This is a genomic window from Aminobacter sp. SR38, from assembly GCF_014843375.1.
Taxonomy (GTDB): domain Bacteria; phylum Pseudomonadota; class Alphaproteobacteria; order Rhizobiales; family Rhizobiaceae; genus Aminobacter; species Aminobacter ciceronei.
Genome location: NZ_CP062112.1, coordinates 2,558,897 through 2,582,255 on the forward strand (window position 1 = coordinate 2,558,897; position 23,359 = coordinate 2,582,255).

Annotated in this window: 25 protein-coding genes; 13 read left to right on the plus strand and 12 right to left on the minus strand. The window is 64.6% G+C overall.

All coding sequences use genetic code 11. The features are described 5' to 3' along the window. Positions 1 to 67 precede the first annotated feature (67 nt). Positions 68 to 334 carry a YjhX family toxin gene (locus tag IG197_RS12605; RefSeq protein ID WP_182573588.1) on the plus strand — a complete coding sequence of 89 codons (267 nt, stop codon included), beginning with the start codon at positions 68 to 70 and terminating at the stop codon, positions 332 to 334. 50 nt (positions 335 to 384) lie between these two features. Further along, a complete protein-coding gene (locus IG197_RS12610) occupies positions 385 to 687 on the plus strand; it encodes a hypothetical protein (RefSeq protein ID WP_192319213.1) in 303 nt (100 codons plus the stop codon). Between the two features lie 6 nt (positions 688 to 693). Here IG197_RS12610 and IG197_RS12615 read toward each other — a convergent pair whose 3' ends face one another. The 7 genes from IG197_RS12615 to IG197_RS12645 form a co-directional block, all read right to left on the minus strand. After that, on the minus strand, positions 694 to 1,614 hold the full coding sequence (locus IG197_RS12615) for an ornithine cyclodeaminase family protein (RefSeq protein WP_210346910.1): 921 nt from the start codon (positions 1,612 to 1,614) through the stop codon (positions 694 to 696). Next, positions 1,611 to 2,366, minus strand: coding sequence for a sulfite exporter TauE/SafE family protein (locus IG197_RS12620; protein WP_246765367.1), 756 nt, complete (start codon positions 2,364 to 2,366; stop codon positions 1,611 to 1,613). Before IG197_RS12620 ends, IG197_RS12615 begins: the two co-directional genes overlap by 4 nt. Before the next feature lies 1 nt (position 2,367). Then, complete coding sequence (locus IG197_RS12625) at positions 2,368 to 3,822, minus strand: aldehyde dehydrogenase family protein (protein ID WP_192319217.1); 1,455 nt, start codon at positions 3,820 to 3,822, stop codon at positions 2,368 to 2,370. Positions 3,823 to 3,896: 74 nt separating this feature from the next. Continuing rightward, positions 3,897 to 4,190 carry a 2Fe-2S iron-sulfur cluster-binding protein gene (locus IG197_RS12630; RefSeq protein WP_067955016.1) on the minus strand — a complete coding sequence of 98 codons (294 nt, stop codon included), beginning with the start codon at positions 4,188 to 4,190 and terminating at the stop codon, positions 3,897 to 3,899. 25 nt (positions 4,191 to 4,215) lie between these two features. After that, positions 4,216 to 4,545 (minus strand): ferredoxin, encoded by a 330-nt coding sequence (locus tag IG197_RS12635; protein ID WP_246765368.1) that lies wholly within the window; start codon positions 4,543 to 4,545, stop codon positions 4,216 to 4,218. Between the two features lie 105 nt (positions 4,546 to 4,650). After that, the gene (locus IG197_RS12640) at positions 4,651 to 4,959 is read right to left on the minus strand and encodes a 2Fe-2S iron-sulfur cluster-binding protein (RefSeq protein WP_067955019.1); all 309 of its coding nucleotides are present in this window, start codon (positions 4,957 to 4,959) and stop codon (positions 4,651 to 4,653) included. Between the two features lie 9 nt (positions 4,960 to 4,968). Then, positions 4,969 to 5,727, minus strand: coding sequence for a TenA family transcriptional regulator (locus IG197_RS12645; RefSeq protein ID WP_192319220.1), 759 nt, complete (start codon positions 5,725 to 5,727; stop codon positions 4,969 to 4,971). 170 nt (positions 5,728 to 5,897) lie between these two features. Between IG197_RS12645 and IG197_RS12650 the strand changes: the two genes are divergently transcribed. Continuing rightward, positions 5,898 to 7,370 carry a gamma-glutamyltransferase family protein gene (locus tag IG197_RS12650; RefSeq protein ID WP_192319223.1) on the plus strand — a complete coding sequence of 491 codons (1,473 nt, stop codon included), beginning with the start codon at positions 5,898 to 5,900 and terminating at the stop codon, positions 7,368 to 7,370. A gap of 47 nt (positions 7,371 to 7,417) precedes the next feature. Next, positions 7,418 to 8,182, plus strand: coding sequence for an SDR family NAD(P)-dependent oxidoreductase (locus tag IG197_RS12655; protein WP_192319226.1), 765 nt, complete (start codon positions 7,418 to 7,420; stop codon positions 8,180 to 8,182). Positions 8,183 to 8,298: 116 nt separating this feature from the next. On the opposite strand, the gene IG197_RS12660 is transcribed toward IG197_RS12655, so the two are convergent. Then, positions 8,299 to 9,558, minus strand: a complete 1,260-nt coding sequence (locus IG197_RS12660; RefSeq protein WP_192319229.1) for an FAD-binding oxidoreductase — start codon at positions 9,556 to 9,558, stop codon at positions 8,299 to 8,301. Between the two features lie 101 nt (positions 9,559 to 9,659). Here IG197_RS12660 and IG197_RS12665 point away from each other — a divergent pair, with 101 nt between their 5' ends. The 7 genes from IG197_RS12665 (at position 9,660) to IG197_RS12695 (ending at position 17,431) form a co-directional block, all read left to right on the plus strand. Further along, positions 9,660 to 9,827 (plus strand): hypothetical protein, encoded by a 168-nt coding sequence (locus tag IG197_RS12665; RefSeq protein ID WP_154384523.1) that lies wholly within the window; start codon positions 9,660 to 9,662, stop codon positions 9,825 to 9,827. Continuing rightward, positions 9,824 to 11,194 (plus strand): amidase, encoded by a 1,371-nt coding sequence (locus IG197_RS12670; protein ID WP_192319232.1) that lies wholly within the window; start codon positions 9,824 to 9,826, stop codon positions 11,192 to 11,194. The genes IG197_RS12665 and IG197_RS12670 overlap by 4 nt, the downstream gene beginning before the upstream one ends. Positions 11,195 to 11,859: 665 nt before the next feature. Next, positions 11,860 to 13,344: an ABC transporter substrate-binding protein gene (locus IG197_RS12675; RefSeq protein ID WP_192319236.1), complete on the plus strand. Its 1,485-nt coding sequence runs from the start codon at positions 11,860 to 11,862 to the stop codon at positions 13,342 to 13,344. A gap of 99 nt (positions 13,345 to 13,443) precedes the next feature. After that, positions 13,444 to 14,364: an ABC transporter permease gene (locus IG197_RS12680; RefSeq protein ID WP_067955034.1), complete on the plus strand. Its 921-nt coding sequence runs from the start codon at positions 13,444 to 13,446 to the stop codon at positions 14,362 to 14,364. Position 14,365: 1 nt separating this feature from the next. Then, positions 14,366 to 15,391, plus strand: coding sequence for an ABC transporter permease (locus IG197_RS12685; protein ID WP_246340571.1), 1,026 nt, complete (start codon positions 14,366 to 14,368; stop codon positions 15,389 to 15,391). After that, complete coding sequence (locus IG197_RS12690; RefSeq protein ID WP_154384522.1) at positions 15,388 to 16,416, plus strand: ABC transporter ATP-binding protein; 1,029 nt, start codon at positions 15,388 to 15,390, stop codon at positions 16,414 to 16,416. Before IG197_RS12685 ends, IG197_RS12690 begins: the two co-directional genes overlap by 4 nt. 13 nt (positions 16,417 to 16,429) lie before the next feature. Next, on the plus strand, positions 16,430 to 17,431 hold the full coding sequence (locus IG197_RS12695; protein ID WP_192319239.1) for an ABC transporter ATP-binding protein: 1,002 nt from the start codon (positions 16,430 to 16,432) through the stop codon (positions 17,429 to 17,431). 28 nt (positions 17,432 to 17,459) lie between these two features. Here the strand turns inward: IG197_RS12695 and IG197_RS12700 are convergent, their stop codons facing one another. Next, positions 17,460 to 18,011, minus strand: a complete 552-nt coding sequence (locus IG197_RS12700; RefSeq protein WP_246765370.1) for a MarR family winged helix-turn-helix transcriptional regulator — start codon at positions 18,009 to 18,011, stop codon at positions 17,460 to 17,462. A 210-nt stretch (positions 18,012 to 18,221) separates the two neighbouring features. On the opposite strand from IG197_RS12700, the gene IG197_RS12705 reads away from it, so the two are divergent. Together IG197_RS12705 and maiA are read left to right on the plus strand one after the other, a co-directional pair. Next, positions 18,222 to 18,590, plus strand: coding sequence for a hypothetical protein (locus tag IG197_RS12705; RefSeq protein ID WP_192319245.1), 369 nt, complete (start codon positions 18,222 to 18,224; stop codon positions 18,588 to 18,590). 11 nt (positions 18,591 to 18,601) lie between these two features. Next, positions 18,602 to 19,243, plus strand: coding sequence for a maleylacetoacetate isomerase (maiA, locus tag IG197_RS12710; RefSeq protein WP_192319248.1), 642 nt, complete (start codon positions 18,602 to 18,604; stop codon positions 19,241 to 19,243). 22 nt (positions 19,244 to 19,265) lie between these two features. Here maiA and IG197_RS12715 read toward each other — a convergent pair whose 3' ends face one another. From IG197_RS12715 to IG197_RS12725, 3 genes are all read right to left on the minus strand, one after another. Beyond that, positions 19,266 to 19,904, minus strand: a complete 639-nt coding sequence (locus IG197_RS12715) for a bifunctional 2-polyprenyl-6-hydroxyphenol methylase/3-demethylubiquinol 3-O-methyltransferase UbiG (protein WP_192319721.1) — start codon at positions 19,902 to 19,904, stop codon at positions 19,266 to 19,268. 1,092 nt (positions 19,905 to 20,996) lie between these two features. Beyond that, positions 20,997 to 22,241, minus strand: a complete 1,245-nt coding sequence (locus IG197_RS12720; RefSeq protein WP_192319251.1) for a flavin-dependent oxidoreductase — start codon at positions 22,239 to 22,241, stop codon at positions 20,997 to 20,999. 75 nt (positions 22,242 to 22,316) lie between these two features. Further along, a complete protein-coding gene (locus tag IG197_RS12725; RefSeq protein ID WP_067955049.1) occupies positions 22,317 to 23,213 on the minus strand; it encodes a LysR substrate-binding domain-containing protein in 897 nt (298 codons plus the stop codon). Positions 23,214 to 23,359 lie beyond the last annotated feature (146 nt).

Sequence of the window (23,359 nt, forward strand, 5' to 3'; positions counted from 1 at the left end):
AGCTCTTCGCTCGCCATGGTGGATGACGCCCGGTGCATTGGCGCCGGGACTGCGGACTCACAACCTCATGAATATCTCGAAGAAGGAGCGCAAAGCGCTCGAAGTGCTGTCGTTTGGCGGCACCATCATCCTGGAAAAAGACACCAGAAACCGACCACTGGAAGCGTCGTTCGTCACCCGGGAAGGTTGGTCGCTCGAGGGCGCCGGCCTCGCCGAATTCAAGGTGCTGAAGGCGAAGCGTCTGGTGGTCTCCCGCAACGGCGGCAACTACACCATCTCACGGGAAGGCGTGGTCAGCCTGCAGCAGGCACGTCAGGCGGCGAAGAAGGGATAGAGGGTATGCCAGGTATCGGATAAGCTAACGATGAGAGCGGGATTGCAGCTATGGCAACTGTCTATGCGATGGGCCTGATGATCGTTGCGCCACTGGCTGCGAGGCTGGCGACGATCCTGCTCACGTCTGGCGGAAGCTACCGCGTCATCAGTGCGGCACTCACATCGGGCACGCTGCTGGTGTGTGGGTATTTCCTGCTTACCGGCGTGACCAACTCCTGCGCTATCAACGAGAGTGAGTGCGTCGGATCGACCGCCACCGCCTATCTTGTCGTCGTATTCTGGCTGATGTCTGCCGCTGCATGCCTGTATCGCGTATTCTCGGTCAGGCACCCCTCGTCAACTCAGCCTTAGAGGCAATTACCCGCCGACGATCCGTCGGTAAACCAGTCCCGCAAGGGCTATGTCCTGTAGGCCGACGCCGACTGACTTGTAGATAGTGATTTCGTCCTCGCTGGTGCGGCCGCGTGCCTTGCCGGCGAGGATTTCGCCGAGCTCGACGATCTTGTCCGAAACGAGCGCCGTGGGATCCGCGAGCACGAGATCGCCTGCCTCGCGTTGGCTCTGTTCGCGCCATTCGACGGCGACGAGCGAAGCACGGGCCATCGCCCGGTCGTCGAGCTCGCGGGTGTTGGGCAGGCTCGAGCCGACGGCGGCGATGAAACAGCCTGATTTGAGCAGGTCGCCCGAAAACAGCGCGGATGGCGAACGCGAAGCGGCGACTAGGATGTCGGCTTCCGCGGCCGCCTGTTCGGCCGTGGCCAGTCGTGTGGGGATGCCGCAGGCGGCTTCAAGTTCTACCGCCGATGCAGGATCGGACGAGCGGCTGACAAGCAGCACTCGCCGGAGCGGGAAGGCCTCGGCCATCTGCACCGCATGGGCTCGTCCGAGCGGACCGGAGCCGAAGACGGAGAGCGTCGAGGCCTCCGGCCTGGCGAGGTGCTGGGCCGATATGACCGAGCAGCCGGCGGTCCGGAGCCTGGTGATGGCGCCGGCATCGAAGGTGGCGAGCGCGCGGCCGTCGACCGAGGAGAACAGCAGGATGATGAAGGAAAACTGGCCTTTGATGGTGGTGTAGACCTTGGCGCCGACCACCTCCTGGCCGGGGATGACCGCGCCCAGGGTCGACAGCTTGACGCCGCCGGCCTCGCTGCGGATGCGCGCCTGCATCGCCGCCTCCTCGCGGCCGAAACGCAGAAAGGCATCGGCCAGCACCTCGCGCGCCTCGGCGGCGGAGACGGCAGCCTCGACCAGCTCGTCTGATATGTGGGGCAGGCTCATGGGACGACCGTCCTCGCGAGGATGCCGAGCGCGCCGAGGCCGGACATGGTGAGCAGCAGTAAACGCACGCCACGCGGCGAAAAATAGCGGTGGAACCGGCCGGAGACGAAGAAGCCACCGAGCATCAGCGGGAACAGCAGGATGCCAAGCCAGAGCTGCGGCAGGGTGAAACGGTCGACATATGCCAACATCAATAGCGACAGGATGGCGCCGGCGAAGAAGACGCAGCTGATGGTCGCCCGCATCTGGCGCGGCGGCACATATTGCATGACTATGGCAAAGGGCGGCGCACCGGACGAGGTAATCGTGCCCATCAGGCCGGAGGCGAGGCCGGCGATCGCCATGTTCGGGTGAGACGCCCTGACCTTCCAGCCGGCGAAGCTGAGGCCAACACCGGCGAGGATCAACAGTGCAAAGACGATCGAGAATGCACTGGTCGGCAGGGCGGCGAGCGTGGCGCCGGCAAGCAGCGTGCCGCCGGCACGTCCGGCCATCAACGTCGTCACGCTCGGCCAGTCGACGGCATCGAAATCGCGGAGCAGGCCGAGCAGTGCCAGGCCGGCGCCCAACACCAGCAGCGGCCCGGGCGCCATCTCGGGAAAGAACAGCACCGCGAGCGGCGCCGAGACCATGGCAAAGCCGAGCCCGCCGATGCCCTGGAGCAAAGCCGCGATGAAGACCATGGCGCCCATGCCGACGAGATGGCCCGGCACGAAGTCGCCGGGCATCAGCTCAGTCAGGGACTGGAGCATGTCAGGCCCCAAGATAGATGCTCTTGATGCGGCTGTAGAAGTCCATGACGTTGGCCCCGCCCTGCTCCTTGGCCGCCTGATTGCTCGAATGCTTGAGGCCGCCGAAAGGCGCGTTGAGTGACACACCGGTTGTCGGGCTGTTGACCTTGACGATGCCGTGCTGGGTCTCGCGGGCGAAGCGCAGCACCGACGGCAGATCACCCGTCACCAGCGACACGGCGAGGCCGTATTCAGTGTCGTCGGCCAGCTTGATCGCCTCGTCGAGGCTGTCGATCGGGCGCACCGCGACGACCGGCCCAAAAATCTCCTCACGCCACAAACGGCTGGTCTCCGGCAGGTCGGAGACGACGGCGGGCCGGACGAAATAGCCATGCGCCAGGTTCGAGTCGGCCTCACGCAGCGCATCGCCGCCAACGACTCGGCCGCCCTCTTCGCGGGCGATGCCGACATAGGCCAGTACCTTGTCGTATTGCACGCGGGTGGCAAGCGGCCCCATCTGCACGCCTTCTGCCATGCCCGGGCCGACCTTGATGGCGGAGGCCGATTTTTCGAGCCGCGCCACCAGTTCGGCATAAAGCGGGCGGGCGACGAGCACGCGGCTGGTGCCGGTGCAGGCCTGGCCGGTGAGCCCGAAGGCGCCGCGCTCGATGGTGGCGACGGCCTTGTCGATTGCGGCGTCGACCAGCACGACGGTCGCGTTCTTGCCGCCCATTTCAAGCTGGACGCGGGTGTCGGTGGAGAGCGACGCAGCGATCTGCCTGCCGACCGCATAGGAGCCGGTGAAGGTCAGCGCGTCGACACCGGCGCTTGCGGTGATCGCCTGACCGACCTTCGCGCCCTTGCCCTGGACGAGCGCCACGAGCTTTGGTGGCAGGCCGGCCTCAAGCAGCACCTCGACGAGGCGCTGGCCCATCAGCGGCGTGATTTCGGACGGCTTGAACACGACGCCATTGCCGGCGGCGAGTGCCGGGCCGAGCTTGCGGGCGGCCATCGACAGCGGGAAGTTCCACGGCGTGATGACTGCGACCACGCCGACCGGCTGGCGCAGCGACAGCACCAGTTGTGCGCTGTCGCTCGGGTAAGTCTCGCCATTGAGCCGCAGCGCCTCGCCGGCATAGAGGCGGAAGTTGGCGGCGATGCGCCGGGCCTCGTTGCGTGCCTCGGTCAGCGTCTTGCCTTCCTCGCGGGTCAGCTCGGTGGCGATCTCGTCGGCGCGTCGAGCCATGATGTCGGCGGCGCGGAACAAAACGTCGGCGCGAACCTCTGGCGACTGCGCCGCCCAGGCCGGCCAGGCGGCCGAGACGCCTGAGATGGCGGCAGTGACATCGGCAGCGTCAGAATCCGGGAACAGGCCGATGAGGTCGCGCTCGTCGGCGGGATTGCGGTCCTCGAAGGTGGTGCCGCCAAAAGCTGGCTGCCACTCGCCGGCGATGTAGTTCAGGTGTCGCTCTGTCATTGGTCGTTTGCTTTCGGGGAGTCGTTTGCTTCGGCGGTCGTTCTGCTTCGAGAATGCGCCTCGGCGCACCCTGCTCAGCGTCCTTTTGGCACCCAGGAGACGGCGACATCGCCGAGCACGAAGGTCTGGCAGGCCATGCGGAAACCGGCGGCAAGATCGTCTGAAGTCAGGTGGTTGCGTTCCTTGGGCTTGACGGCATCGGTGTTCTCGATGCCGGTCTCGATCCGGCACTTGCAGGTGCCGCACAGCCCGCCGCCGCATTTGAAGGGGATGCCCCCCTTCTCGCGCAGCGACACGCGCAGCAGATTGCTGTTTTCGGGCGCGGACACCTGCTTGTTGTCGTTGGTGATGAAGGTGATGTTGATCATCGGCGCGTTCGATGCTGTTGGCCGGTCAGACCAGCTTGAGCTGGATGTCCATGCTGCCGTAGGTGGTGAGCGTCTTGAGCTCGTGGCGGGCGTCCTCGACGGACGAAAATTTCTCGAACAGCTTGCACGGCACGTTGTTCTCGATCTGCGGCGGCTCGTCCTCGACGATGCGGATGCGCGTCTGGTCCTGGTCGGTCAGCTTGGCGATGGTGAAGCTGGCGCGCTTGCGGCCGTAGAAGATGTAGTCGTAGGTTTCGACCGGCTGCACGCCGGGGCTCATTTCGGTCCGGAACTCGCCCGGCTTGGTCGTCAGAACCACATACATATCGTCCACCTCATGCTGATTGCTGGTCACGCCGACACCACCGAAGCGTTGCCGGCAAACTGTTCGGGAAGTGCCGCGCCCCTCCGGCGTGGCGAACTCACTTTGTCTTGCGCAATTCCGGACGGAAAACCGCAGCTAGGCTTGCTCCGTCACCTTCTCCTGGCGGAGTTCGATGTCGTTCTTGATCCACAGCTGGCAGACGAGCCGAAAACCCTCGTCGATCTTGTCGCCGAGCTGCTTCTTCTCCTTCCAGTTGGGCGGAGGCAGGTGCTCGGCGCCGGCAAGGATGCGGCTGGCGCAGGTGCCGCATTTTCCCATGCCGCATTTGTAAGCGAGGTGCGGATAGGGAAACTGCTTGATGCCGGCGCGGACGACGAGGTTGGTGTCCTCCTTGACCTCGCCTGAGAAGGCCTCACCCTTGCTATGGATCACGACTGTCGGCATGTGCGTGCCTCAAACCCCGCCGATGCCGGCGAGTTCAGGTTCCATCGGCGCAATGCGGCCGAGCTTCACATCCTCGGCGACATAGTCGTTGTAGAGGGCCGTGGTGTAGAGCAGGCGCATCTGGGCGCCGACCTCGCAGATCTTGAGGCAGCGTTCCTGCATCTCGACCGTACGCGCATGCTCAAGCACGATCTGGTAGCCGCGTTCGCCATGGATTTCGTCGGACACGATGTGCAGGTCGAAGAACTCGACCTCCTCGTCGCTGAAGCCGTAACTGTCGCGCAGCGTCGGCGTCTGCTTGCGATAGATCGACGGCACCTGGGATTCGAGGCCGACCACCAGTCCGGCAACGGCAACGATCGGATCCTCACGCATCGCCACCGCATAACACCAGCTCTGCAGGCCGCGTGTCGTCGGCGACATGTTCTCCGGGTCGGTCATGCGCTCTCTGGATGTGCCGCATGCTTCGCCGAAACGGATCAGCAGGTCGGTGTGGCGGTCGCCGCCGATCTCTTCCTCATACATGTTGGCGAGCAGGAAATCCTTGGCCTCGACATACTGCTCAGGCATGCGGGAATAGATGTAGCCGAGGTAATCCGCGAACGGCCCGACATAATGATAATGGTTCTCGGCCCAGCGCGAGAGATGGTCGCGGCTCAGCTTGCCGCTGGCCCAGGCGAGGCTGAATGGCGACTTGTTGGCGCTCTTGCCCTTGATGGCGTTTTCCAGCGCGGTGCGAAATTCGTCCGGGTTCATCGGCTTGGTCATGCGGTTCCCCTGTCTTCGATATGTCAAACTCGATTTAGAATACTGTATACCAAATTGACATCGGCGCAAGTCGCATTCTACTGTCGTGCAGGTGATCACGGCGACATGACGCATACAGTATGTTGCAAGGGCGATTATCGAAGGCCTGAACCAGGATTGGAACGACAGTGATGGACAGCTCCGAGGCACACGGCAACGCAGGCGTTCGCAGCGAAACCGCGATGGTGGCGACCGGGCACCCGCTCGCCGCCCGCGCCGCCCAGGACATGCTGGCCGCAGGCGGCACCGCGGTCGACGCGGCCATCGCCGCGGATGCAATCCTCGGCGTCGTCGAGCCAATGGCGACAGGCATCGGTGGCGACCTTCTGGCGATGCTGGTTGAACCAGACGGCCATGCCATCAGCTACAATGGCACCGGCCGCTCGCCGGCCGCATTGTCGGTCGAGGCGTTGGAAAAACTGCCGAACCGGCTCATCCCCGAACGACACGGACTGTCGGTCACCGTGCCTGGCGCGGTGCGCGGATGGTTCGACCTGCATGCCCGCTTTGGCCGCCTGCCCTTTGCCCAATTGATCGCTCCAGCCATCGCGCTCGCCGCCGACGGTTTTGCCGTCCTGCCGATCACCGCGCGCGAATGGGCCGTGTTCGAGCCGGTGATCAAGCTCGACCCGGTTGCGGCAAAACTCTACAGCGCGGGCAGCACGCCGCGCGAAGGCGAACGCTTCGCCAATCCCGAGCTGGCGGCAATGTTGCGGGCAATCGCCGCCGATGGGCCGGATGCCTTCTATCTCGGTACCCCGGCCCGCCAAGCAGCGGCAGCGAACCAGACCAGGGGCGGGCTGCTGACGGCTGAGGATTTCGCCAACCATCGCGGCGATTTCGTGCTGCCGCTCGAACGAAAGTTCCGTGGCCTGACCGTGCTCGAATGCCCGCCCAACACCCACGGCATGGCCGTGCTCGACGCGCTGGAGGAACTCGATGCCTTGCCGCTCGACCGGGATGATCCGACGACCACGCGTGCCATGGTCGAAGCAGTCGGCCGCGCCATGGCCAAGGCCAAGAAAATCGTCGCCGATCCATCGGGCAACACGGTCTGCACAGTTGTCGTCGACAAGGATGGCCTGGCGGTGACGCTGATGAGCAGCATCTTCAAGCGTTTCGGCTCCGGCATCGCCGTGCCCGGCTGCGGCTTCGTGCTGCAGAATCGGGGCTTAGGCTTTTCCGAACCGGGCCACATCAACGGGCCGGGGCCGTCGAAGCGGCCCTACCACACGGTAATCCCGGCGGCGACGTTGAAGGACGGCCGCTTCCATGCCGGCTTCGGTGTCGTCGGTGGCGCCATGCAGCCGCAAGGCCACGTCCAGATGATGGTCCGTCTGGCCGCCTGGGGTGAGAAGCTGCAGCCAGCCATCGATGCCCCGCGCTGGCGGTTGGAGGGCGATATGGCACTGGCGATCGAACCGGGCACGCCGGATGCGATCGTCAGGACGCTGCGCGACGCAGGCTACAGCGATCCGGAAGGTGCCGGCGAACTGGCCGGCCGCAGCGATTTCGGCGGTGCGCAATTCGTTGTGCGCGACGAAGACGGCGGCCTGCTCGGCGGCTCGGACAAGCGCAAGGACGGCGTGGCACTAGGCGCCTGAGCCGAGCACCTGCAAACATCACTCTCAACAGCTTTGGGGACAAGGATTTGACCACATCATTCGATCGCATCGTGCTCATCACCGGTGCCGGCAGCGGCATTGGCGCCGAAACCGCCCGCCGGCTTGCAACCCCTGGCATTGGCCTGGTGCTGCACACACGCAAGAATGCCGAGGGGCTGGAGAGCGTCGCCGAGACCTGCCGGGCATCGGGTGCTGCGACCGAGATCGTGCTCGGCGATCTCGCCGATCCCGTTGTGCCGGCGGCAATGATTGCTGCCGCCCGCGCCCGCTTCGGCCGCGTCGACCAGATCGTTTCCAACGCCGCCCAGGCGACGCGCTCGACGCTCGGCGAGGTCGGGCCAGACGATCTGGCCCAGGCGTTCGAGACGATGCCGACTGCATTGCTCCGTCTCGTCAGCGCAGCGATGGCCGACCTCGTCGCCTCGGCCTGCGGGCGCGTGGTGGTGGTCAGCTCGTTTGTCGCTCACATCTTCGGCACCGCCGAGATCCATTTTCCGGCGACGTCTGCCGCCAAGGGCGCGCTCGAGGCGCTGGCTAAATCGATGGCCGTGCAACTTGCGCCGAAGGGCGTGACGGTCAATTGCGTCGTGCCGGGCTTCACCCGCAAGGATCCGACCGGCCATTTCGCGGCGACGACCTCGGCACTGGAAAAGGCGATCGCCGTGACGCCTACCGGCCGGCTGACCGAACCGGCCGACGTGGCGGCGGCGATCCTGTTCCTGCTGTCGCGCGACGCCAGGCAGATTACCGGCCAGTCGCTGCATGTCGACGGCGGGTTGACGCTGCCGTGACCGCGCCCCGCCGCCTAGCGCAATTCCAGAAAAAGTGTGCCGCGGTTTTCCGTCCGGAATTGCGCAAGAACAAGAAGGTGGAGCGCCTCCGCATTTCGAGGAAGAGCGGAAACGCTTTAGCCGCCGAAACGCGAAGGCGAGAAGGCGGCAACCGGCACCGGTGGCTGCTCGTCGTGGAGCAGGCTGGCGACGACGGCACCTGTCATCGGGCCGTTGGCGAAGCCGATATGGCCGTGGCCAAAGGCGAAGATCAGCCTGGGATGGCGGGCGGCGCGGCCGATGACCGGCAGCCCGTCCGGCGTCGACGGCCGGCTGCCGAGCCAGGTTTTGCCGTCGACCGGCGTGGTGAAGGAAAGCGTCTTTCGCGCATCGGGTTCGACACCGTCGATCTGGGCATGCTCTGGCGGATCATCCTGCCGCGCCAACTCGACACCGGTGAGCAGGCGCACGTTGCCGTTCATCGGCGACAGCACGTAGCCACCGGCAGCATCACAGACCGGGCGGCGCAGCTCAACGCCCTCGGCAAGGGCAAAATGGCGATGGTAGCCGCGCTCGGCCGCAAGCGGAAAACGATAGCCAAGGGTGCGAGCAAGCTCGGCCGAACGGGCACCGGCGGCGAGCACGACATGGCGACCTTCGATCCTCCGGCCAGCGACCATGACCGCCATGGTCTCGCCGGTTTCGAGGATGGCTTCCGCCTTGCCGGCGACAAGGACCGCGCCCCGACCTTCTGCCGCGTGCCGGTAGAGCTCGACAAGTTCGCCGGGGCTTTCGACGGAACCGGTGTCGGGAAAGAAGATGCCATTGCTGAAACGGCGGGCGAGATGCGGCTCGAGCTGGCGGATCTCATCTTCGCCGAGGCAGTCGATACGGACGCCGTTCTCTTTCAGGACCGCCTGCTCCAGGACGCTGCCGGCGAATGCCTCGGCGCTACGATAGAGGCGGAGCCAACCATTGCGCTTGATCAGATGGCGGCCGCCGACGAGATCGGCCAGCGCGACATGGCGGTCGAACGCCTCGGCGACCATCGGGTTGAGTGCCGCCGCAGTGCGGCGCCATGCGCCCTCCTCGGCGGCAAGCAGGAAGCGCACCAGCCAGGGTGCGAGATGCGGCAGCGAGCGCAGGCGGGCACGCACGGCGATGTCGCGGCCAAGCGCATAACGCGGCAAGCGCGCGCGGATGCCGGGTGCGGCCATCGGGAAGATCGAGCCACGGCTGAGCACGCCGGCATTGCCGAAGGATGCCCGGGCCTCGGCAATGTCAGGATCGATGACGGCGACGCTGAGACCGCGCGACTGCGCTTCGAGCGCCACCGACAGCCCGACGATGCCGCCGCCGACAATCACCACGTCGAACGGCTTTTCATTCTGCTTCACGCTGCCCACCCGATGCCCCGGTTGGTTCGATACCGGCCGATTCCAACAATGCATAACAGACGTATACTGATCAATTCCTATCTCTCAGCACCGGACGAAACATGCGCGACGTGACCCCACCTGCTCCCGCCTCCCAAGAGATCGCGCTGCCGCCCGAGGCAAGTGCTGCGGAAGCCGCCGATTTCGCGCGCGGCATAGCAGTGCTCGACAGGCTGGCCAGGCGCGTCACAGAGCTGGCCCGCACGCAGGAGCGAGAGGACAAACAATGAGCAGGCTGGAACAGCTTTCCATTGCGGAACTTGCCACCACAGTGACCCGCCGCGAGATCGCCGCCGTCGAGGTGACGGGCTATTTCCTCGACCGCATCGCGCGTTTTGATGGCGAGCTTTCGGGTTACGTCCATGTCGCCGACGAGGCAGCACTTTCGCAGGCACGGCGTCTCGACGCGCGCCTCGCGGCCGGCGAGACTGTCGGCCCGCTTGCGGGCGTGCCGATCTCGGTCAAGGACATAGTCGCGGTTGCCGGCATGCCCAACACCGGCGCCTCGCATTCGCGGCTCGGCCGCAGGCCGACGCAGGATGCGCCTGTCGTGCGCCGGCTCAGCGATGCCGGGGCGATCATCATCGGCAAGGCCAATTGCCATGAACTGGCCTTCGGCGGACCGTCCTTCGACCTGCCGTTTCCGCCGGCGCGCAATCCCTGGAACCCTGAGATGTTTCCGGGCGGCTCGTCGAGCGGGTCGGGCGTCACTGTCGCCGGTGGGCTGTGCCTGGGATCGGTGGCGACCGATACCGCCGGTTCGATCCGCCTGCCGGCGACGATGTGCGGCATGGTCGGCTTCAAGCCGGGCTTCGGCGTCGTTCCCGTGGACGGCATCGATGCGCTGGCCCATTCTATGGACCATTGCGGGCCGATCGCCGCGCGTGTCGACGACTGCTGCAGGCTCTATGCCGCGATGTCGGCGCACGAAATCGGGCCGATGCCTGCCGGCGACGCGCCGTCATTTACCGGCATGCGCCTCGGTGTATCACCTGACGCCTGGGGGCTGGGCGCCAGCCTGCGGCCCGAAGTGGTAACGGCAATGCGCAACGCGCTCGAGCTTTTCGCTGCCAACGGCGGCGAGATCGTCGAACTCGACCTGCCGCCGCTCGAAACCTTCCATGCGCCGGGCGCTGTGGTGATGATGGCCGAGATCGCGGCACATTACGGCGCCGAGGTGCGCGGCAATTTCTCCGCCTTCGGCGAAATGTTTCGCGGTCGCGCGCTGGTTGGTGAAAGTCTTGCCGCCGCCGACGTCGTCGCGGCACGGAAGCTGCGCGACGTGCTGCGCAGACGGGTCGACGCCAGCCTCGCCACTGTCGACGCCATGCTTTTGCCTGGCGCACTCGCACCGGCGGGACCGCTCAAGACAGTCGACAAGTTCTACTTCCTCGAGGAGCCTATCCCCAACATCCTGGCCAACCTGACCGGCCACCCGGCGCTGGCCTTCCCTTTCGGCAAGGCCGGCAGTGGCATGCCTCTGGGGTTGCAGATCGTCGGGTCAAGCGGGACCGAAAACCGCATCTTCGACATCGCCGCCATGTTCGAGCGCCTCGACGGCGATCTGGTCAGGCTGCCACCGCGCTATTTCAGCTGACGCCAGCCCCGCCGATCTGGCGGCCCACTCCTTGAACCACCGCAACAGTGGCGCCCGCCTGCTGCCCGCGTAACACTGCAGGCGCGGGCAACAGTTCAACATCGCTGCCAGCGAGAAACGCGATAACAGAACGTACAAGCAGTTCCTTGTTCGAAACGAGTATTGCCCAGCAATCTCATGCCGCGGTGGAGATCAGCCAAACAGGATAACGTCTCCCGCTGCACCAACAGGCTGGCGCAATTTGCACTCTTGTCGCCCAACACCAGCGCAGCCGTGGCTGTCGTCGCGATGTATTTTCCGCAGTCGTGACCGCCGGGAAAGGCAGAGGAACGCCGTCGTCCTTTTTGCCATCGTCATTTTTGGTATACTATATGCAAGAAATTGCCAAAAAGAACCGCTGGACCGATTTCTTGCGTGATATTCGTGAGCGAAATTTCAGCAATCACGTTCTAAATTTTGTGCATTTTCAATAATTTATGGCGTCGTTTGGCGAATTTCAGAAACTCGACCCGGCATCGTCAGCAAAGTTGATCAACAATCGCTTGACAGTCGATTGCATACAATCCACTCTTCTGGCCGAGGGATGTGGCGGCCCACACTATCAGCGCAGCACAAGACTGCGCGCATCAGGTCGATTTTGTTGTCTTTGGCGAATGGGTGGACCAATGAACGTACTGACGAGACTGACAAGCAGCGCCGCCGTGGCGGCAATCATGGCACTTTCCCCGCTGTCGGCGCTGGCCGCCGACATCACCATCGCGATCGGTTCGGAGCCTTCGACGCTCGACCCGCAGGTGCGCGACGACGGCGGCGAGCGCGCGATCAACGACAATGTCTATGAGACGCTGATGGCGCGCACGCCGGACGGCGAGCTCATCGCCGGCCTTGCCGCCGCAGCGCCGACGCCGGTCGACGCCAAGACCTGGGAGTTCAAGCTCAGGCCCAACATCAAGTTCCACAATGGCGAGGCGTTCAACGCGGATGCCGTCGTCAACAGCGTCAAACGCGTCATCGATCCGGCGCTGAAGTCGGAGCAAGCCGCCTATTTCGGCACCATCACCGGCGCCGAGAAGGTGGACGACCTGACAGTGCGCATCATCACCTCCGGTCCGGATCCGATCCTGCCCTCGCGCATGTACTGGATGAAGATGATCCCGGCGACCTATGCGGCGGACGCCAAGTTCGCCGAGGCGCCTGTCGGCACCGGCCCATATAAGTTCACCAGTTGGAACCGCGGCCAGGACATCGTGCTCGAGAAGAACGCCGACTATTGGGGCGATGCCGCGTCGATCGACAAGGTGACATATCGCTTCGTAGGCGAATCCGGCACGCGCCTTTCCGGGCTGATGGCGGGCGAGCTCGATGTCATCACCAACCTTCTGCCGGAGTTCGCCCAGCAGGCGCCGAAATTCGCGGCCGTCAGCGGCCTCGAAACCAGCCTGATGATCGTCTCGACCGACAACGAGGTGACCAAGGATCCGCGTGTCCGCGAAGCGATGAACATTTCGGTCGACCGCAAGGCGCTGGCCGAGAGCCTGTTCGGCGGCTACGCCACACCGGCCAAGGGCCAGGTCGTCAACCCCAAGGCCTTCGGCTACAACAAGTCGCTGCCCGACTATGTCTTCGACGTGGACAAGGCCAGGGCGCTGATCAAGGAAGCAGGCGCCGAAGGCAAGACCATCAAGCTCGTCGGCGAGGCCGGGCGCTGGCTCAAGGACCGCGAATTGATCGAGGCCGTCGGCGCATACTGGAAGGACGCGGGCCTCAACGTCGACATCAAGATCGAGGACTTCGGCGAGTACCTGAACCAGTTGTTCGACAAGAACACACGGCCGGATGCGATCTTCCTGTCGAACTCCAACGAGCTGCTCGACGTCGACCGTGAAATGACCGCCGTGCTACAAAGCAAGGCGAGTTCCGCGTCCAACAGCGACCAGGAAATGTCGGACCAGATCAGCGCCGCCAGGACCGAGACCGACATCGAGAAGCGCCAGGCCATGTATGACGCCATCACCAAGAAGTCGTACGATCTGTCCTATCTCGTCCCGCTGCTCAACCAGCAGGACATCTATGGCTTCTCCAAGCGCCTGGAATGGCAGCCTCGCGTCGACTCCAAGCTCCTGGTCAAGGAGATGAAGGTCACGGAATAACGAGCACAATTGCGGGTTCGAACAAAAGCATAAGCGAACCGCAACAATTCTGGAGCCGGCTCAGAAAGGGAGGGCCGGCTCCAACCAATGGAGAGGACTATGGGTGGTTTTCTGCTCCGCCGCATCGGACAAGGTCTGCTTGTCGTCATCGGCGTGACCGTGATCGTTTTCATCGCCACGCGCATGGTCGGCGATCCGGTCAAGGTGATGCTGCCGCTGTCGGCGACCGACGCCCAGCGCGCGGCCTTTGCCCAGCAGATCGGCCTCGACCGGCCCATTGCCACGCAATTCGTCGATTTCGTCAGCGACATGGCCCGCCTCGATTTCGGCGACAGCCTTTGGCAGCGCCGGCCGGCCCTCGACGTGGTGCTCGAACGCCTGCCCAACACGCTGAAGCTGATCGGCGCCGGCCTCGGCCTGGCGATCCTGTTGTCGCTGCCGCTCGGCGCCATCGCCGCGCTCCGGCCCGGTGGCTGGGTCGACCGGACGACCGTCTTCGTCGGCCTGTTCGGCCTGTCCCTACCGCAATTCTGGTTCGGCCTGCTGATGATCGTGTTCTTCGCCGTCACCCTCGGCTGGCTGCCGACATCGGGCATGGGCGGTGCGCGCTACTACATTCTGCCGGCAATCACGCTGGCCCTGCCCTCGCTGGCCCGGCTGGTGATGCTGGTGCGCTCGTCGATGATCGACGAGCTGAACCAGCAATATGTCCGCACCGCCCGCGCCAAGGGCCTGCATTTCAAGCGCGTGGTGATGGTGCATGCGATGCGCAACACGCTGGTTCCATTCGTGACGCTGGCCGGCTGGGAGCTGATCAGCGCACTGGCCGGCTACACTGTCGTTGTCGAGACGGTGTTTGCCTGGCCCGGCCTCGGGCTGACGGCAATGCAGGCGATCCAGAAGAGCGACCTGTTCCTGCTCCAGGCCATCGTCTTCACCGTCGCCGTTCTGATCGTGGTCATCAATGTCGGCCTCGATGTCATCTACAAACTCATCGACCCACGGATAAGGTTGGCTTGAGATGGCTATCCCCATGCCTGTGACGACGCCGGTGGCAACCGCCCGCAACGCCGCGCAACGTCCGACTCTGCTGAGCAGGCTCGACGAGTTCGGCCGTGAGCTCTGGCAGGACAAGCTCGGCACGCTCGGCTTTGCCGTCATCGTCGCCCTTTTGCTGATGGCGATCCTCGCGCCACTGCTGGCGCCCTACGATCCGGCCGCCCAATCGGTGATCTCGCGTCTCAAGCCGCCGGCCTGGCTGCCAAAGGGCAGTTGGGAACACATCCTCGGCACCGACCATCTCGGCCGCGACGTGCTTTCGCGCGTCATCTACGGCGCCCGCGCCTCGCTGCTGGTCGGGGTGCTTGTGGTGCTGTTCGCCGGCAGCTTCGGCGTCGTGCTCGGCCTGTGGGCCGGCTTCAGGGGCGGCCGCACCGACTCGATCATCATGCGCATCGTCGACGTGCAGGTGGCATTCCCCGGCCTGCTGCTGATCCTGCTGGTCATCTCGGTCATCGGCCCGAGCATGGCGACCATGATCATCGTGCTCGTCGTCACCAACTGGATGGTCTATGCCCGCGTCGTCCGCGGCATCGTGCTGTCGGTCCGGCAGACACCCTATGTCGAGGCAGCCGAAATGATCGGCTGCAAGACCTCGCGCGTCATCTTCCGCCACATCCTGCCCAACCTGACCTCGCCGCTTCTGACGCTCGGCATCCTCGAATTCACCAACATCGTGCTGGCGGAAGCGGCTCTGTCCTTCCTCGGCCTCGGCGTGCAGCCGCCGGCGACGAGCTGGGGCCTCGATGTCGCCAATGGCCGCGACTACATCTTCGTCGCCTGGTGGCTGATCACCTTCCCCGGCCTGTCGATCGCCACCACGGTGCTTGCGGTCAATCTGTTCGCCAGTTGGGTGCGCGTCACCACCGACCCGCAGGAGCGCGAGAAGCGCTTCGCCTACCAGCGCGCCAAGCTGGCCGCCCGGCGGGCCCGCCGCAGCCCGCAAGCCCAAAGCTCGGAAGCCAAAAGCCAAGGAGGCCGCTCATGAGTGTCAGCGCCAACAGCACAGGCACGCCGCTGCTCGAGGTCGAAAAGCTGAAGGTCGAGTTCGACACCAGGCGCGGGCTGGTCCAGGGCCTGCGCGGCGTGACCCTGTCGATCGGCCGCGGCGAGACACTCGGCGTTGTCGGTGAATCCGGCTCGGGCAAGAGTGTCACCGCGCAAGCTGTGATGGGGTTGATCGACCTGCCCGGCCGCATCGCTTCGGGCGACATCAGATGGAAAGGCCGTTCGCTGCTCGGCTCCGATGGCGAGCGTTACGCCCGCGACATCAGGGGCAAGGAAGTGGCGATGGTCTTCCAGGACCCGATGACCTCGCTCAACCCGGTGCTCAAGATCGGTACCCAGATCGGTGAGGTGCTGGAGCGGCATCTCGGCATGACGCGCGCCCAGGCCCGCAACCGCGCCGAAGAGCTGCTTGCCGCGGTCGGCATCAGCGCTCCCGGGCGTAGGCTCGATCAGTATCCGCACGAGTTTTCAGGCGGCATGCGCCAGCGCGTCATGATCGCCATGGCGATTGCCTGCGAGCCTGAACTGTTGATCGCCGACGAGCCGACGACGGCGCTCGACGTCACGATCCAGGCGCAGATCCTCGAACTGCTCGCCGAGTTGCAGCAATCGCTCGGCCTGTCGGTGGTGCTGATCACCCACGACCTCGGTGTCGTCGCCGGCCTCTGCCATCGCGTGGCGGTGATGTATGCCGGGCAGATCATCGAGACCGGACTGGCCGAGGACGTGTTCGAGCGTCCGGCGCATCCCTACACGCAAGGGCTGTTGCGCTCGACTCCGCGGCTCGACGAGGTGTCCGACCGCCTGGTTTCGATCGAGGGCACGCCCCCGAACCTGGTGACGCCGCCGGAGGGTTGCTCGTTCCAGCAGCGCTGTCCGCTGTCGGGCGAGGCCTGCCGCAAGGCGCCCAAGCTCGAACATATCCGCCCGGACGCCGAGGCCGCCTGCTGGCGGCCGTCGGTACCGGCCTGGGCAACGCCGCTGATGTCGCCCACCTTCCCCTGACAGGAATTTTTCGATGCTCAACCCCGTGCCAGCCCAGCCGCCAGCACCGCCACTGCTCAGCGTGCAGGGCCTCGACGTCACCTATGAAACAGGTGCTCAGGGCTTCTGGGGGCGGCCCAAGGCGTTCAAGGCGCTGGAAGATATCTCCTTCGACCTCCACCCTGGCGAGACACTCGGACTTGTCGGCGAATCCGGCTCCGGCAAGACCACGACGGGCCGCGCCGTGCTGCGGCGCATCACGGCCTCGTCGGGCAAGATCGTCTTCCAGGGCAAGGACATCACCCACACCAAGGGCGAGGCGCTGCGCAAGCTCCGCCGCAACATGCAGCTGGTGTTCCAGGATCCTTATGCCAGCCTCAACCCGCGCATGCGGGTGATCGACCTCGTCGCCGAGCCGCTCCTGGTGCACGGACTGATCCGCCATGTCGACGAAGCCCGCGACCGCATCACCGAATTGCTGCGCATCGTCGGTCTGCCGGCGGACGCGCATGACCGTTTTCCGCACGCCTTTTCCGGGGGGCAGCGTCAGCGCATCGGCATTGCCCGGGCGCTGGCGTTGCAGCCCGAGTTCATCGTCGCCGACGAGCCGGTGTCGGCGCTCGACGTCTCGGTGCGGGCGCAGGTGGTGAACCTGATGCAGGACCTGCAGCGTGAGTTGGGGCTGAGCTACCTGTTCATCGCCCACGACCTCTCGGTGGTGCGCCACATCTCGCATCGCGTGGCGATCCTCTATGCCGGGCGCATGGTCGAGATCGCCGATCGCGACGATCTCTACGACCATCCGATCCACCCCTATACCGAGGCGCTGCTGTCGGCGGTGCCGGTGCCCGACCCGCGTACGCAGCGCCAGCGCAAGCGTATCGTCTATGGCGGCGAGATCCCCGACCTGGTCAACCCGCCGGCCGGCTGCCGCTTCTCGACACGCTGCCCGCTGGCGACTGAGCAGTGCCACAAGGAAGCGCCGAAATTGTCGGAGCGTTCCGCCGGCCATCTCGTCGCCTGCTGGAACAGATAGCCCCCGCTATCGGCCTGACGGCCTTCGGTCATTCGCCGAACTTTCCGGTGGCGAGCGCCGCCCGGCCGTATTTGTTGTTGGCCTCGAGCAGCCTGATCAACGTTGCCAGGAACGCATCGCGTTCCTTGTCGCCGAGCGTGTCGAGCAGCCTGTCCTGGGCGCGGCTCATCGCCGGATGCATGGCCGCGACCAGCTTCTCGCCCTCGCCGGTAAGGCGCGCCAGTACCATGCGCTTGTCCTCGGTGCTGCGGGTGCGCTCGACCAGCCCGCGCTGGGCCAGCCGCGACAGCACGTCGGCGACGTTGGTGCGGTCGATGCCGAGCGCCTGGGCAAGTGAGATCTGGTCGGAATCGGGATTGCCCGAAAGGATGGTCAGCAGCCCGTATTGCACCGGCGTAATGCCGAAACCCTCGCACTCCTCGAAGAACAGGGCGTAGTGGACCTGGTGCAGCCGGCGGATGAGATAGCCCGGCCGCTTCCACAGCGGCAGCCGCTCAATGAGCTGCTGCAGTTCGGGATTGGGCGCGGCGGCCGTTGCTTTTTTCTTCTGCGTCCCGTCCGTCCTAACCGACTTGGCCACGCTCATTCCCCTTGCCTGTCACTGCCCATCTCTATCCCTTGCCGGACCGGCGGGAAAGAGCGGTACCACCGCATACTTCCGGCCCTCGAAACGGCAATCGCGGGACGCCCGCCGCTCTGGAACCTTTGCCTGGCAAGGCGTTGCGCCTTGCGCACGCAATAAAAGGCAGTATACTGATGATTATTGGGAGCACCGGAAAAGGAGAGCAGCATGGCGCAGGAACCGCTGGCGACGAAAGGCAACTTCCTTCACATCTACGACTTCCGCGTGGAAGACGGACGCGAAGACGAATTCGTCCAACTGTTCGAGGAGTTCGACTATTCGGACGGCAATCCGATGCACAAGTCCTGGGCCCAGGTGAAGGACGGCGTGTTGTGCCGCGACACCGAGGATCCGCAGCGCTTCTTCCTCATCGCCGAGTGGTCCGACATCGTCGAGCACGCCAAGATCCGCAAGGTGCTGGCGGAAGAGCTCAAGCCGGCCTTTGTCGGCCTGATCGAGGGACGCAAATTCGTGCCGAAATATGTCGAGGTCGTCTCGTCGACGCCCGACGAGATCCTCAACGCTGCGTCGCACTGACTGCCGGGGCGATGCGCACGCTCTACACCTTCTTCAGATCGTCGACCTCGTATCGGCTGCGCATCGCGCTCGCGCTCAAGGGGCTCGACTGGGAGCCCCGCTTCATCAGCCTGCCCAGGATGGATCACCGCACCGCCGACTATATGGCTCTCAACCCGCAGGGCCTGGTGCCGGCGCTTGTGGACGACGGCCAGGTCTTCGCGCAAAGCCTCGCCGTGCTCGAATATCTCGACGAAACCCACCCCGAGCCGCCGCTGCTGCCCACTGACCCCGCCGGGCGCGCTTATGTCAGGGGCCTCGCCCAGATCATCGGCTGCGACATCCACCCGCTCAACAATGTGCGCGTGCTGAAGTACCTGAAGGCGCGCTGGCAGTTGTCCGACGACGACACCAGCGAATGGTACCGGCACTGGATCGAGGAAGGCTTCAGGTCGTTCGAGGCGACACTTCGCGCCGGCTGCCGGCATGGCCGCTATTGCCTTGGCGACACGATCACCATCGCCGACATCTGCCTGGTGCCGCAGGTGGCCAATGCCCGCCGCTTCGACTGCGACCTTTCCGCATTCCCGCTGTCGGTCGAGATCGCGGGCGCCGCTGCCGCCCTGCCCGCTTTCGCCGAGGCACATCCAAGCCTTCAGCCGGACGCGTTTTGAACTGTCGGCGCGGCCGTCCCGGTCAGCGCTTGCGCGCGACGATATAGGGCCTGTTGTCGTTGCCCTTTGTCGCGTGGTTTTCGGTCGCGACGACCTCAAAGCCCGCGGCAGAAATCATCCGGACCAGTTCTTCTGTACTGAAGGCACCGGCATGCGGCGCAAGTCCTGTCGCACGCATGACTGGCAACAGCGCCAGCCGGATCAGCGGGTTCATGTCGCCAAGACACGGCGTCTTGGAGACGAACAGACCGTCGCTGGCCAGCAGCGTGTGGATGCGCCGCAAGGTGCCGGGCAGGTCGCGCACCAGATGCAGGTAGTTGAAACCGAGAACTACCTCGAACTGCCCGGACCCGAGCTGGTGCGCCTCGGCTGTAGCGGTCAGGAAGTGGAGACCCCTGATCGGGCAAACCAACCGCTTTTCCTCGGCAATCTCGATCATCGCCGGCGAGAAATCCGTCCCGAGATAGGATTTCACGTCACCGGCCAGCAGCATCGCCGTCGACCCGGTGCCGCATCCCAGTTCCAGCACCTGGTCGCCGGCCCGCAGCAGCCCACGCGTCCGGTCCAGCGTGCGGGCGTAGCCGCTTTGGTCGGCCACCGCCGCCTTGGCATATCTGCGTGAAGACCGGTCCCAGAAGCGGGCGTCGCTCGCAATGCTCATCAAGGATGCTCCTTCACGGTCGAAACCACGATCCAATCGAAATGGCATGTCGCAGTGATGAATAATCGGAGAGTCTTGCAGCAACATTGCGAGAAGCAGATGCGCAACGCGCGCGCACCTTTATCTATCTCCACTTCTTACGCAGCGGCACGTATCTATCTTGTAGAGAACACAGACATATTCTTCCGTGCCCCGCGCCACCCTCAGGAAAGCACCATGGCGGCCCAATATGGCTTCAAGCTCCCCCCCCCGGGAACCTTGCCTTCTCCCGCCATCGATACGATCTGATCATCCAGAGGAAGCCCGTCCACCGTGGCACGACGACAAAAATCCGCTTCATCGTCAGCCGGCCTGCGGCAACGGGCTGGTATCCTTGTCGCAGCAAATCGTTGCTTGAGGGGCGTTCAGCCGCCGCCGAGTGGCCGGGAAATGCGCACAGCAGTAGTGCAAGCGTCAAAGCTGCCGAGATGCCACGGTTCATGAAGAACACCCTACGTCACCAGATGATAAGGCGGCAAAGCAATTTACCAATATCGGCGCCAATAGGCCCACGCCCTGGCGCGGAGGAGCTTCGGCAAAACTGTCTTGTTCTCGATCAGCCATGAAAGATGCATGACAAGGTCTGCATCGCTCCCGGTTCAACCGCTCCACTCAACAACAACAAGTCTCGGCCTGTTGCAACGGGTCAAATCTTGGGGTCATGCAGCGGGCCATGAAAAGACCGGAAATCCTCGACCCGGGTGCCGGCGGCCGTTTGGCAAGAGCCACCTTCTCGCGCGCCTTCATGTCAGACACCAAGTGGCGGAAACTGATTGCCGCAGTGCGCGCCACGCGCAAGGATGTGAGATGCATGACGGTTCAATTCATCGATGCCGCCAATATCCGACAGATGCGCTTTCCACTTGGACTAAGCCTGCCCTTGGCCTTACATCGACACCATCGAATTCGGGCCGGTCGAACTTCGGTCCATTGTATGGATGGAATTCGATGCCGACCTCACGGACCTGCTCGGCCCGATCGGCAGATGTTCGATCGAGCTGCGTGACGGCAGGACCAGAATAGTCGGCTATCTGGCCTGAGCGCGCCCACCCCTCACCTTCGCCGCTCGGCTACCGTTGCCTTGTCGTAGCCGGCGACCTTCTTGTAGCTGTTCGACAGCGCTGCCAGTTCGTCCTGGGTGATGACGTCATCGAGCCGCGCGAAAGGGCGGTCCCCGGTGCGCTCATGGACCTCCTTGAGGATGACGTCGGGCGGAGTGGAGCGGTTGGTGCGCACGACAGCCGCGGTCGCCTGCAGCCGCTTGTCCTCATAGGCCTTGAGCACAGCCGCGACATCGCCCCCCGACGCAAAGCAGTCGGCAAGCGCACGCGCATCAAGGATCGCCTGGCCGGCACCGTTGGAGCCGCGCGGATACATCGGGTGGGCGGCATCGCCGAGCAGCGTCAGCCGGCCAAAGCTCCATCGGGCGAGCGGATCCTTGTCGACCATCGGATATTCGAGGATCGCCTCGGCACCTCGGATCAGGCCGGGCACATCGAGGAAATCGAAGCTCCAGTCGGCGAAGGCATGAATGAAGTCGTCGAGCCGGCCGCGGCGGTTCCAGTCCTGCTGGTGATAATCAGGCGTCTCGATCTCGGCGACCCAGTTGATCAGCTGGCGACCGTCAGCGTCGAGCTTGTTGCGGATCGGGTAGATGACCATCTTGCCATGCGTCAGCCAGCCGGCGCGGACGTAGCTCGCGCCGCCGAGATAGGGCCTCCACCAGGTCGTGCCGCGCCACATGTTGACGCCGGAATAGATCGGGCCGCCATCGTCGGGCACAAGCTTGCGGCGCACGACGGAGTGGATGCCGTCGCAGCCGACGATTGCGGCACCGGTCTGGACGGGCCGGTCTTCGCCGGTGCGGCCGTCGACGAAACGGGCGATCGCCGCATCCGCCGTCTGTTCGACATCGATGCATTTCCAGCCGGTAACGACGCAATCCGGGCCGGCCCTCTCGACGAGTGCTGCGTAGAGGATCTGCTGCAGGTCGCCGCGATGAATCTGGAACTGCGGGTAATCATAGCCGGCAAATGTACCGACCGGTTCCTTGTAGATCAGCTGGCCGAAGCGGTTGAAGAAGCAGGATTCTCGCGCCGTGACCGCCACCTCGGCGAGTGCTGGCTGCAGGCCGAGCTCGGTCAACTCGCGGCTGGCATGCGGCAGGATAGAGATGCCGACGCCGATCGGCCTGATCTCCTGCGCGCTTTCGTAGACGCGGAAGGCAATGCCCGCCTTGTGCAGCATCAGGGCCAATGTCAGCCCGCCGATGCCTGCGCCGATGATCATCACGTCCATATGGCTCTCCGATCAATTTAAGCAGTATACTGACTATTTTTTTGCTCGAAAGGTGCGACCCGCCGGGTGCCGGGCCTAGACCGCCTCGCGGAACGGCAGCTCGAATTCCTGGCGGGCGTTGCGGTCGAGGATTTCCTTCGCAAGTGCTGCGGCGACGCCCGTCGGCTCGTTGGCGGCGCTGGTCAGGATGAACTCGACTTCCTCGAGCTGCGGCAGTTGCGGGCTGGTCGGCAGCACCATCAGCCCCGACGACACCATGCTGCGCGGCTGAACCATGATGCCGAGCCCGGCGCGCGCCGCTGCCTGCAAGCCGCTCAGGCTGCCGCTGGTGCAGACGATGCGCCAGGGGATGCCCTTGCGGTCGAGCGCCTCGATCGCCGCGACGCGGGTGATGCCGGGACGCGAGAACAGGATCAGCGGCAAGGGCTTGCCGGCTTCGACGACCGACGGATCGCGCGCCGCCCAGACCAGCCGCTCGGTGCGCACGGCAACGCCGCTGCGTGCCTCGCGCTGCTGGTTGAGCCCGACGCGGCGTTTGGCGATGACGAGGTCGAGCGCACCTTCGTCGAGCAAGTCGAACAGCGTGCTCGACAGCGCCACCGTCAGCTCGAGCTCGACCGACGGGTGGCGCTCGGTGAACTTGTGCAGCACGTCGGCCAGGCGGGTGGTGACGAAATCCTCGGAGGCACCAAAGCGGATGCGGCCGCTGAGCCTGGCCCCCTGCAGATAGCTGCGGGCACGTTCGTTGGCGTCGAGGATCGAGCGGGCGAAACCGAGCATCGCCTCGCCGTCCGGCGTCAGCATCACCGAATGGGTGTCGCGGACGAGAAGCCGCCGGCCGACGCTGACTTCGAGCCGCCGGATGTGCTGGCTAACCGTCGACTGGCCGAGGCGCAGATGCACCGCCGCCCCGGTGAAGCTGCGCGAGCCGGCAACCGCTACGAAGGTCTGGAGGAGTATCGGATCGAACATGATCCCTCCCTGTGTTCACGAAACGAAATGAGCATCATTCCTGTATGCGCCATTCACAATACCACCGGCATTTGGCATACTGTATACAAAATTAGCTCATTGCCAAGGGATCACACGCCTTGTTCGCACGTTTTCGCCCCGACACC